General features: G+C 41.8%; 11 protein-coding genes and 1 CRISPR repeat array. All 11 genes read right to left on the reverse strand.

The annotated features are described in order from the left end of the window. Positions 1-34 precede the first annotated feature (34 nt). The 11 genes from DW793_RS00830 to DW793_RS00875 all read right to left on the reverse strand — a co-directional run bounded on the left by DW793_RS00830 (position 35) and on the right by DW793_RS00875 (position 11446). Positions 35-451 (reverse strand): hypothetical protein, encoded by a 417-nt coding sequence (locus DW793_RS00830; RefSeq protein WP_118156792.1) that lies wholly within the window; start codon positions 449-451, stop codon positions 35-37. 45 nt (positions 452-496) lie between these two features. Continuing rightward, positions 497-707: direct repeats of the CRISPR family, unit length 28 nt; unit sequence GGATCACCCCCGCGTATGCGGGGAAAAG. Between the two features lie 191 nt (positions 708-898). After that, the gene (gene cas6e, locus DW793_RS00835; RefSeq protein ID WP_118156793.1) at positions 899-1522 is read right to left on the reverse strand and encodes a type I-E CRISPR-associated protein Cas6/Cse3/CasE; all 624 of its coding nucleotides are present in this window, start codon (positions 1520-1522) and stop codon (positions 899-901) included. A gap of 8 nt (positions 1523-1530) precedes the next feature. Beyond that, positions 1531-2187, reverse strand: coding sequence for a type I-E CRISPR-associated protein Cas5/CasD (gene cas5e, locus DW793_RS00840; RefSeq protein WP_118156794.1), 657 nt, complete (start codon positions 2185-2187; stop codon positions 1531-1533). 5 nt (positions 2188-2192) lie between these two features. Further along, positions 2193-3269, reverse strand: coding sequence for a type I-E CRISPR-associated protein Cas7/Cse4/CasC (cas7e, locus tag DW793_RS00845; RefSeq protein ID WP_118156795.1), 1077 nt, complete (start codon positions 3267-3269; stop codon positions 2193-2195). Then, on the reverse strand, positions 3266-3838 hold the full coding sequence (gene casB, locus DW793_RS00850) for a type I-E CRISPR-associated protein Cse2/CasB (RefSeq protein WP_117927104.1): 573 nt from the start codon (positions 3836-3838) through the stop codon (positions 3266-3268). The genes cas7e and casB overlap by 4 nt, the downstream gene beginning before the upstream one ends. Positions 3839-3862: 24 nt before the next feature. Beyond that, complete coding sequence (gene casA / locus DW793_RS00855; protein WP_118156796.1) at positions 3863-5470, reverse strand: type I-E CRISPR-associated protein Cse1/CasA; 1608 nt, start codon at positions 5468-5470, stop codon at positions 3863-3865. After that, positions 5467-6414 carry a J domain-containing protein gene (locus DW793_RS00860; protein ID WP_181988256.1) on the reverse strand — a complete coding sequence of 316 codons (948 nt, stop codon included), beginning with the start codon at positions 6412-6414 and terminating at the stop codon, positions 5467-5469. The genes casA and DW793_RS00860 overlap by 4 nt, the downstream gene beginning before the upstream one ends. Next, positions 6300-6695: a hypothetical protein gene (locus tag DW793_RS14505; RefSeq protein ID WP_181988257.1), complete on the reverse strand. Its 396-nt coding sequence runs from the start codon at positions 6693-6695 to the stop codon at positions 6300-6302. Before DW793_RS14505 ends, DW793_RS00860 begins: the two co-directional genes overlap by 115 nt. Beyond that, positions 6655-8118 (reverse strand): CRISPR-associated endonuclease Cas3'', encoded by a 1464-nt coding sequence (locus DW793_RS00865; protein WP_118156798.1) that lies wholly within the window; start codon positions 8116-8118, stop codon positions 6655-6657. Before DW793_RS00865 ends, DW793_RS14505 begins: the two co-directional genes overlap by 41 nt. 168 nt (positions 8119-8286) lie before the next feature. After that, positions 8287-10764, reverse strand: coding sequence for a sensor histidine kinase (locus DW793_RS00870; RefSeq protein WP_118156799.1), 2478 nt, complete (start codon positions 10762-10764; stop codon positions 8287-8289). Then, positions 10739-11446, reverse strand: a complete 708-nt coding sequence (locus DW793_RS00875; protein ID WP_117876516.1) for a response regulator transcription factor — start codon at positions 11444-11446, stop codon at positions 10739-10741. The genes DW793_RS00870 and DW793_RS00875 overlap by 26 nt, the downstream gene beginning before the upstream one ends. Positions 11447-11588 lie beyond the last annotated feature (142 nt).

Raw genomic sequence — 11588 nt, forward strand, 5'->3', positions numbered from 1 at the left:
TATTACCTACCTCCAGTTACTTATTTTTATATGATTATATCTGTTTATCAAATGATTTTGATAACTTCTTAACTACAACGCCCATATCTAAATCATGCAGTACATTGTACCTTTTACATATAAATTCTGGTGTTATGATTTTTACTATTTTTGAACTTGGTATATTTGTATAGTACTGGTATCTTGCATAAAGTTCACCAAGCCACTCAGCCATTGTTTTACCGTAGTTCATAGTAGCCTTGTCTACAGAGTTCATACTAAGCTTATCAATCATTATATCTGGTGTCATTGTCATCCAGTATGCAGAACCATTGTCCATATGGTTCCTTGCATCTGATAGCATAAACATATTTGCAAATGAACACAGGTCAAAACCTTGCTCAACTGCAATTGAAAATGCTACCCCTTGGCTTTCTGCCAGTTCGTCAATATATAATTTCTGTTTTTTCATTCATAATGATACCTCACCTAATTAGTGTACTAAAAGTATTAGTCAGGATCACCCCCGCATATGCGGGGAAAAGTGATAGTATTTTTTATTTTCATAGTCCACCCAGGGATCACCCCCGCGTATGCGGGGAAAAGAAGGTCTTATTACAACGCACAGAGAGCCATTGTAGGATCACCCCCGCGTATGCAGGGAAAAGCGATAGCCTTTTCAGCTTTATAAAACCGCTCGGGATCACCCCCGCGTATGCGGGGAAAAGAGTGCCGGGTCCCAACAGCAGCACTGTTATGGCTGCCGCAGGGATATACACTGTTCCGTCAAGATCTGTGGCGGTGACTGCACCGTTTTCACGGCTTACCTTGCAATGTTCAAGATAAATAAACGTCATTCTGTCGCTTATTGTGGGCAGTGCATGGGGATCTGGCTTCTCTATCCCATTTTGTTGTGCCATTATCTTACTCCGACGATCGTCAGCATTCCAAGGCCATAAGCCTTTTCACGGCCGATACCATTAGTAAGTGCAACTTTAAGAAGTTTCTCGTCTGTTACTGTAAGCTCGCCCTCATATGTTACAGAAAGTATTCTCACATGGTTTCTACGCTCGCCCTTTTTAAAATCATACCACTTAAACTCTGTTACCAGCCACATTCCGTCCTCTAGAGAAAAGCCGTTTTTCAAAGCCTGCTTTTTCAGCCATTCTTCCTGCTGTTTATTTCCTATAAGTCCGACAGGGCGACCTCTGTGGGAATTAGTATCTTTCTTATGTATAACAGGGTTTGCTTTCAAACGAAACTGCCATTTACCGCCATTTTTAACTCTGTCAAGTAATGTATCATAACATTTGGTTTGAGGTCTTTCTGCTCCGAATTGATCTGAAACATTTGAAAAATCAAGTTCTTTTTCTGATAATATGAGCAAATACTTCTCTCCGCCAAGCTCGTCTATTCTCCAAAGCTTCCTTGTTCTGCCGTCAGACTCAGCACTTTCGATAGCTCCATGAAATCTGCTTGGGCATACCAATGCCTTCATTGTATTTGTTTTTGTCATATCTAATTTTATTCTTGTTAAATACATACTGCACCTCACAATTCAGAAAAGGCGTCATGCTCTGGGTTGCTATCCACAGCAATAAGTTCTTCACGTTTCATTCGCCAGCCGTGCTTTCTGTGGAGCTGTGAGAATGACAGCGGAATATCCTGCACCATTGCGCCGCCTGATGTGACTTCATAGGAAATGCGCACGCTTTTTCGGTGAGCGTTCTTATAAAGATATGGCTCAGTCTTTAGTGCCGTAAGAATATCCTCGTCCTTAACGCCAAGAACGATAGGCAAAGTTGGCGGACAGGACTTTCGTCCAAGATACAGCGGATAAACAGGCTTTTGCAGTGCAGAAGCTATACTCTCCAGCAATGATTTATCATCACTTTCAAGTGCGACAAGAAACGCTGCGTCTGACAGATAATAACGATATGATACTTCAGGATGTTTTTCTCCTGGTACTTGCACAGTATGAAAATCTTTAAGCAAAACGCCCTCCTTATCGGCACGAACGCCAAAACGGAGCGTTGTAAGCGGCACAAGCTTCTGCGGATCGTCATTACGCTGGATACCAAGAGCCGCCGCTATCATGCCAATAACGCCGCTTTTGGTAGGCTCACGTTCTGTTGAACGCACAATGAATTTTGAACTGCTGCCCCACGCTTGTAATGGGGCAGCAAGTCTTAGCAATAATACTGCCATTGCCTTTACGCCTCTGCTGTCTGCTCACGAAGATATGCTTCCAGACGCTCAAGAAGCTCAGGAAATGTCATCTTTTCGGCAATATCTGCCAACTTGTCACCAACGCAGAAAGCAGCCAATGGCTTAGCAGCAAAATCATCATATACCTTTCCAGCATATTCCACAAGTTTATTCTCAGACTCGGCAACATAGCCATCTTCAGAAGCTCTGACAGGTTTCTCAAAAGCTCCACAAAGGTTAACAGGCTGGTCATTACGAACGGTCACATAAATAGCGTCAGGGAAAGTACGGTTTGCAAAAGTGTTCTCCTTACCTGTAGGCATTGAGCGTACGAACGCTTCAACATACTTCTTGACAACATCAACTGCATCATACAAATTGTCAAGTGCCTTTGAAAGCTCTGTCACATTCACGTTGGCATAGCGATAAAGAGTTGAGGAATTGAACTCTACTGTTCCAAGGTGTCCTGCACCAGCGTTGTCATTGTCCTGAAGGTCATCAACTGCAGTGAAATAATCATACTCGTTCTGTATAGTATGTGTAGAAATAGCATGAGCCACCTGTGCAGCGGCATCATAGTTGAGCGTAGGGTCACTTGCTGCCATTCTTCCGAACAATGCGATATCTACTGACGGATTATCTTTCAGAGCTTTTTTATAAGCATTTTTATCTTCTTCGCCGTCGCACACAAGTTTTGCTATCTCTTTTGCCTGCTTGTTGCTCATAAAGAACAATGCGTCCGTCTTTTCTAAATCATCATCTTTGGTGGATTTAGTACCTATTCCTGCAGCTTTAAGAGCTTCAGCTGCCTTCTTGTTTCTTGACTTTTCGCTCATAGTGCTGTCTATTGCGGCTATCTCATCAGCAACAAGTGCTGCCACTTTAAGGGAGCGAACGCCAAGTTCTTCTGTAGCAAATATTTTTCTGAAGTCGCCTCTCATAGCATGCTTCCAAGCCTGTGATGAAACTCTTGCTCTCCTTGTTCCGCCATAAACGGCTGTCTTAGGGCTACCCGTATCATCACGGTTTACACAGCTTGGCGGTACGGTCTGCAAAACGTGTATGTCAACATAAATACTCATGATAAATCTTCTCCTTTTTCACGATAAAAATCCTCGCCCCATTTAAGCTGGACGTTTTTCCTCTTGTTAGTGTCTTGAAACCAATACAGATCCTCTGCAAGTCTGACGTAATCGAGCTTTACGCTCTTTGCCTTAAAAAGCTGTACAAGACCTCTTATATGATGTGAAAGTTCAGGCATATCTTTGGCCGTGACAACAGGTCCAAATCTGCGCATGATACGTTCTCTGTTTTCATCAGTTTTCTCTTCCATAAGATCAGCGGCTGCACTTCCAAGGGATCTTCCCTCACAATGAACTGTTTCCGAACTTCCCTGCTGATGAAGTGCAAACATAGTCAGCGAAATATATATTGCCCACTCCGATCTGCTTGGCTCTCCTGTTCTGCTGAAAAGTTCAGGCGACATTTTATTTAGAAACACCCCCCATAATTCAGGCATTTCACCCGGCTTTTTGCCTATTCCACGGCGGAGATTTGCTAATGCAGCTCTTCCACCGCTAGTGCCTTTTTGTCTGATAAGCTCCTGCACTCTTTTGTACATTTCTTCTCTTACGAGCTTTACTTCTTCCATATTTTCACCTCGCTTTAAAAACCATTAAATTTCCTTGTATATCTTTGAAACATCACGCAGAAAACTGTTGTAAACCTTTGGGGCAGAATAGATAGTCTTATCTATCTTATGTCCCACCATTGCGGTGTCACCTGCTGCCGCAACAAGCTCACTGCCAAGATCAAGGGTTATCCTCTTCGCGATATCCTGCCACTGTTCAAACTTTTCCTGCTTATCATCATTTTCCGGGTCAAGGGAAGAAAGCCAACTGCGGAAAGGAATATCAAGGCGGTAGTATAGCTGTGACTTGGCGTTTGTTTTTGTGCTTCGATATGTTTTATCAGGAGCTGTCTTACTTCCGCTCGTTCCTCCTGAGACAAGATAAAGATTTCCTGCAAGCCTGCTTATTTTATCCGCAAGTTCTTCACATCTGCTTATCTCAAACTTTATTTCTTCACGATAACCCCTGCCTACTTCTGATAGTATTTGTGCGTTCATTTCTAGGGAATCACCGAAAACGTTCTGAACAAAGAAGTCTTTGTCGCCATACTGCACAGACACTATAGCTGTATTCATGATAGGCAACTTGACTTTTGAAGATATAAACTTAAACCATTTGATTATGCCTGCAACATGGTTATTATCTGCATTATCATACAAAACAGAAAACTCACGCCACATTTGCTTTGCTGAATCGTGCCTTTTAGGATTATAAGGATCACTAGCCTTGCTAGGTGTTCTCCAAACTGTCATAGGCTCGACAAAGGCATTTTCCTTTGCGAAAAAATCGCCGCCGATAAGATAATAGCCGATAACATAATTTTCCTCACGCTTCAACAGCATACGCCTTGATTGCAAAGTATAAAGCTCGGCAAGATTTGTAGGATAAGGTATCTCTCTACGCTCAGATGTAGGCGGAACATCACGTTCCCACAGAGGGTGTTCTTCACTTTCAACGTTATCATTATTGATGAGCACAAGATTTAACATAAGCGTTTCAAAAAGATTTTTACCATTGAGATACACTATTCCCAGTTTTCCGAGCCAACCTGCGCCTGGTGACGGCAGTTTGCCGCCTGCTCTTGCCTTACCCTCTTTGGTAGGCTTTGCTGATGTGTCATCAAAAGAGTTGACGTACAAAAGCCACCTAGCCGCCTGAGCATATGTAAGGTGGCTTTTCTGTTCGCCTGAATATGCAGAAAATATCCTAGTTTTGTTGCCACTTTCTGATATCTCGCCATTAAGCTTTGACGCACCATATTCTGTGCCATAAGTCAGCCCGGCCATTTGCCCAAATGGTCTTTCAGGATGAAAGAGCCAAAAGCGTTCATGCCACTTTTCAAAATACTCTCTCACGGGCTTTTCGGGAATCTTTCTGTTGTTCCATAGGCTTTCCCACCTATCCACCGCATCGTCCTCTTCCTCTAGCTCTGCTTCATTGCCGTCGGCATCTACCCTTGAAAAGACAGTATGCACTATGGCAAGCATAAGACGAAGTATAACTATATCCTGCGTAGGCATTTCGCCTTTCAGAGCCTTATACTTATGCGCATTCAAAAGTGCATCTGTTAGTGACACCTCTTTTATTTGACAATTGTCGTCCATTACTCTTATCCACGGCTCATCAAGCAGATTAAACTCTGTTTCGTTCATTCACATTCCTCCTTCTTAGTAAATTCCAGACCTTTTTCAAAGCTGTAATGAAGGTCATATCCGTTCAGCTCACCTTTAAGGTCCTCATCAAGAAACAATACAAGCTGGTTTTTAAGCCACGGGGAATTTTGCCAACCTGCAATATACTTCATACAGTTGTTTTTAAGTTCTCTTATATTTTTATCTATATTCCATGACTGACAAAACATTGTCGGAAGTCGAAGCTTCTGTTCAGCTATTCGGCGACATTCTTCATCATCAGGGCACTCTGATACCTCTGCACCGCCATATTGGTCAGGCAGAAAATGAATTTTCTCATCAGCACTTAGCTGCATCAACAGCACATCAAATGACGAGATTCCGTCACGCACAGCCGCCTGTGCAAGCTGTTCATCACCAGTTTCAACAGGCTTTGAAAGCAGTCCATGGATACTTTTTCCTTTTGGCTTACTTATCCTAAAGCAGTCAGCCCTGCTCTTGCTTTTCTTTTGCTCATTTATATACTTATCATAACACTCATCACTCGTAGCACTATAAACCTCTTGAACAAGTGATGAGATATCGTCAGGAAGAGTGATGCTGTCGGGCAAAGTGTCAGCCGTTTTATTGATAAGCCAATGGCTGTATATTTTTCTTGACGCTGATTCCATATTTGTATACTCATCTGTAATAACATAGCAGACAGGCGTTTTTGCTGTATCAGGCCGCACTCCACGTTCATGTCTGTGAAGTCTGCCCATTCGCTGCAACAATAAGTCCATAGGACACATATCTGTAATGAGCATATCAAAATCAATATCAAGTGATTGTTCAAGCACCTGCGTTCCAACTACCACAAGACTGCTCCTGCTTTCAGGCGTACTGTTTTTGCCGACAAGGTCAACAAGCTGTTTCTCCTTTTTAGCACGGTCAGGAAGCACGAACTGAGCATGATACAAAAGCACTTTTGCATTATCCTGCAAAAGCTCGGCGAACATCTGGCACGTCTTACGGTATTTACTATAACACCTACACAGCCACCATTCTCTGTTACATTTTTCACAAGCTGCACAACATCATCACTAACGCAGGTCTTGACTGACACAGTTTTGTGCGCTCCGTCATAGCTTAATCTTTGCTGGCGGATATCTTTGCCGTCTGTCCATGTGAGCAGAGGGTAGCCCTGCTCTTTTTCAAATCTATCATCAGACTTTTTTATTCCAAGATAGGCACGGACAAGTGACATTCGTCTTGCTGAGGGCAGCGTTGCCGACAGCAGGATAACAGGGGGTGTTGTAGCTTCCAAGCCATTGCAAAGCCATTTCAAGATACTCGCTCATGTATGCGTCATAAGCATGGACCTCATCGATGACAACGACCTTTTCTGACAATCCAAGGTGAAGGAGCATAACGTGTTTTCGTTTCAATGCAAGCATGAGCATTTGGTCTACTGTCGCCGTCACAAAATCTGCAAGGCACGCTTTTTTGCTGTCACAAAACCAGTTGTGGATAATTAATCCGCTGTCGCTTTCCTCCTGCGGTATGCCCCTTTGTATGTTCTGAAACAGCGAATTGAGTGCTGCGCTTCCGTGGTTGAGCTGAACAGAATGATAAAGTTCTGTAGATTGTTTTTCAGCCCAACTGAGTATTCTTGGGAAAATGCCGTTTGCAGTTGCCTGAGTTGGAAGTCCAAAAAACACGCCGTTTTTGCCGCACTTCGATGCCAATATCTCGCTTGCCGCAAGTGATGTTTCTGTTTTGCCACAGCCCATTGGCGCTTCAAATATGTATATTCCCGGATTTTCCGAATTCTCAACTATTTTAAGGACCTCTGACTGCACCGAACGTGGTTCAAAACCAAAAGTTTCTTTAAAGTCCTCATTAGATATTACCGATCTCTCAGTATTCCACATCTGCGGAAAATCAAGCTTTGCCCAAGCGCGTTCAGCCCTCAGCTTGTCGTCAGGTTTGAGGTCCTCCACTGACAAAAGAGGAAAAAGCTCAGTGTTGCTTGCAAGCCAATCCGCCATTATTAACATACCACTCAAAAGCATTTGCGACGAACGGTCTATATCCGGCAACTCACTAACATCTAAAAAGCCTGCATAATCAAGTGCCATATCAAATATCGTCTGCCAAATATCCTGCAAAACTTCAATATTTTCTTTGTCACGTCCATAATAGTTTTCATAGAAAGCTATATCCTCTTGCGGCCATGACAAATCCTGTACGCTCTCAGCAGGTACACCATGATGAGAGCCAACAACAGTGCTTACACATTCAGGGCAACCCAACAAATTAAGAATCTCCTCACCTGCAAATGCATGAGGAGTTTGTTTGGCTTTTTCTTTATCATAAGAAACGTCAAAATTGATTCCTGACGCTTCAAGTGCAGACTTTCTCTCAGGAAGTTTATCACCTATTTTATATTGAAATACCACTATTGCTTTGCCGATATCGTGAACTGCTGCTAGAAAAATAGCTAACTTTTTGAACTCATTCTCCTCTAATCCGCAAGCCTTTGCAAATGATGGTGACAGAAATTCATCACACAGACAGCTCATGATATCTGCCGTATCCTGCAAATGCTGCAAAAGTGGCAGCCATTCAGACGAATTTTTGCCTGTTTTCGCCATTAGTGAATACAGTATCTGTTCTGTAAAGTTCATTATGTCACTTCCCGCCCGCTAAAATCACCTTATTTCTATATTATAACATATTAGTATATAAATTTCAACAAATTGTCAAAAAATATTGGTATATTTTAATTTTTTTATCTACATTTTCCGACATTAAAAATAGCGGTGCAACTCAAAGCACCGCTATTTTTATTTACGCTATTCCGTTTTGTCATCGGTTTTCTCTGCCGTATCCTCCTGAATTATCGGCATTTCTACTATCGCCTTGAACATATCTCCGTCTATTTCGATATTGAAGATACCACCGCAGGCTTCCGTGAAGCTCTTTGATATGGATAATCCCAAACCGCTTCCGCCGTCTGTTCGTGACTTATCCCCTCGCACAAATCTTTCAAGTATCTCTTCCTCTGTGAAGTTTATCGGCGTTGCCGAAATGTTCTTCTCGGCAAATACTATTCTGTCCGCTTTTTTGTACACATCAAGGAATATCCTTGTGCCGTCCATAGAGTAATTCAAAGCGTTGTCAACAATGTTTTGGAATACTCTGTAAAGCTTGTCACCGTCGCCCATTACCATTGCGCTGTCGGCATTTATGTTTATCTTTACTATCTTGCCACTGTCAGCTATCTTGTCCTCTGCGTCTGCGATGCACTGATTTAACAGCATCACAAAATCAAGCTTAGTTAGGTTTACATCAACGCCGCTTGTGGCTTTTGCTATGCTGAAAACGTCAGACACAATGCCTTTGAGCTTCTGCGCCTTTTTATCAAGTATCTTCACATAACTCGAAGCTTCCTCGTCAAGATCCATTTTCTTCAACAGGTCTATATAACTGATAATAGAAGTCAGCGGCGTTTTCAGGTCATGTGAAACGTTAGTCACAAGCTCTATCTTCAATCGCTCAGACTGTATCTGCTGCTCTACCGACTCTCTAACCTTATCCTGTACTGAGTTGAGCTTTTCATATTCTGCGTAAACAGCCGAAGTTTTTCTTATCTTGCACTCATAAGGCTTTTCCTCGCCAAGGCTGTCTATTTGTTTGCTTAGCTTTGAAAGCTGCGAGAAATCACGAAAAACAGATATAATAAGTATCAATAATACCACAAATACAATTAGCCGAATTTCTGCATCATAATAAATAATGAATTCTCCAATTACCAAAACACCTATCGTTAATGTTCTTATTGAAAGCTTCACTCCAAGTGGCAGCCCATGGAAATACTGATACAGTGATGTTTCCTTGTACTTGTGCCATAGGAATTTGCATGCCCTGCAAATAAGGCTTTCTTTGAATATTCTTCTTGTCTTTATCTTGCCAACAAACTCCATAAGCGAGCCGAAGCCTGCAAAATATGCCAAGGCAAACAACGCTACAGCAAGGATATTTCTGAAAACGGAATTAGCCAAAGCATTGTCAAAAATATTTTTTGTGATGCTCACATAATAATTCCAGCAGGCGCCAAATACAAAAGCAAATGTAATAGCCAATGCCATTAGGATAAGGTAAACTTCCGTTGGCACTTTTTTTAGAAAATTGCCTTGCTTCCAGCGTTCAACGCTCTCAGGCTCTGCATTATATGCACAGATCAGGAGCAGATAGCACACAAGTATAAATTCAATAACGCCAAAAACGATCACAAAAAGCTTGGCACGATACATATCATTCAAAGCCTCGGTGTATTCCTTTTCCATTGCCGTAAGCTTTTCAGCTTTCGGTGCAAAGAATACCGTTATACCTGAATCGTCATTGTCTGTCGCTTTGTAATCAGGCAGGTCATAGAGGTTTTCACATTTTGCCCATGTGTTTCCGTAATCGTCCTCATAATAATATATGCCGTTGTCATAGTCATAGTATTCATTGCCGTCATCAGTGTCATAATCGTCACCAATTTCTTCATCTTCAAGCCTGTCGGAATATTTCAGACCGTTTTTCAAATCAAGACCTTTAATAACATTATATCTTGAGTCTACATTATAGAAAGCTATTGGATCATAATTGCCGTAGTTGTAAAAATATCTGCCGTAGTTATCATAATAACTTCCTCCTACGGGCACAAGATTGTCGGCATAAAACTCTTCTGTCACGTTATCCTGATACTCCGCTGTATTGTAATAGTAGTCAACTATCTGTCCTGATGAAGTTCTGTCGCTCATTACCTCGTTATCACGTCGGAGTATATAGTTTTTGTGCGATGATTTAAAAGCTTTTATCTTATCTGTTTCGCTGTCATAATTTTCTATATCTTTTATATTTGACAGATATCTTGTTTCGCCATTTTGAGTAATCCCCACATAGTAATCAAACTGACTGTCTACAAGCCGTATACCGTCTTCTGTCTTTTTGTATTTATAGCGGTTGTAATCAAGATAATTCAGATAGTCATTGAGCAAGTGTCTAGACTGGGTGTAATTCCGATCCTCATCAACATATCTGAGATAAGCCGAAGCTGTAACGCACAGTTCCTCATACATTTCATTGGAAGCCAGCTTATAGCTTTCTGATTTAAGATAAGACTTACTGCTGCTGTCAGCATGGCTGTTAGCATAAAGCACCAAAGACAAGCAAAAGCCGCCTGCAATAACGCAGGCAAGCACAAATGCTATAATTCTCATCTTTTTAGCTGAGAATATCTTAAACCATTCTGCCTTCTCAAATTTTCTCGATTTTATAGCCAATTCCCCACACCACCTTCAAGTATTTCGGCTCTCTAGGGTTTATCTCAATTTTCTCTCTGATGTGACGAATATGTACCATTACCGTGTTTTCAACGGCATAAGCGTCCTCGTTCCACACTTTAGAATAGATCTCCTCGGCAGAAAATATCCTGCCTGCGTTTTTCATAAGAAGCTCAAGAATTTTAAGCTCCGTGGCGGTGAGCTTGACAGGTTCTCCGTCAACCTTTAAGCTTTTTGCCTTAGTGTCAAGCTCCAGACCGCCTATTTCTATAATATCCGTTTTGTTTGCCGTGTCGATAGCGCCAAGCTGCATATATCTTCTCAGGTTGCTTCTTACCCTTGCCACAAGCTCCATAGGGTTGTAAGGCTTTGTTATGTAATCGTCAGCGCCCATTGAAAGTCCAAGCACCTTATCTGTATCCTCAGATTTAGCGGAAAGCACAAGTATAGGGATATTCTCCGTTGCCCTTATTTTCATCATTGTAGAAAGTCCGTCCAGCTTAGGCATCATGACGTCAATGAGTATAAGCTGTATGCTGTTCTCAGTGAGCTTCTCCAAAGCCTCAAGACCGTCATAGGCTTTTATTACCTTATAGCCCTCCATTTCAAGCAGCTTTGCGATAGCTCCCACTATATCTTTATCATCATCTACAACAAGGATTACAGGCTCCTTTATCTCCATATCGGCACGATCCTTTCTTTTACGTTTATTATTATAAGCCACATTCTTTAAAAACAGCTCAACATAATTCTTAATTAAATCTTAATGTACTCTATGATTATATCACATTTTTTCTGACATTACAACAAAAAGACGGGCGAAA

The organism is Ruminococcus sp. AM31-15AC, from assembly GCF_003462045.1.
In the GTDB taxonomy this organism is placed as follows: domain Bacteria; phylum Bacillota; class Clostridia; order Oscillospirales; family Ruminococcaceae; genus Hominimerdicola; species Hominimerdicola aceti.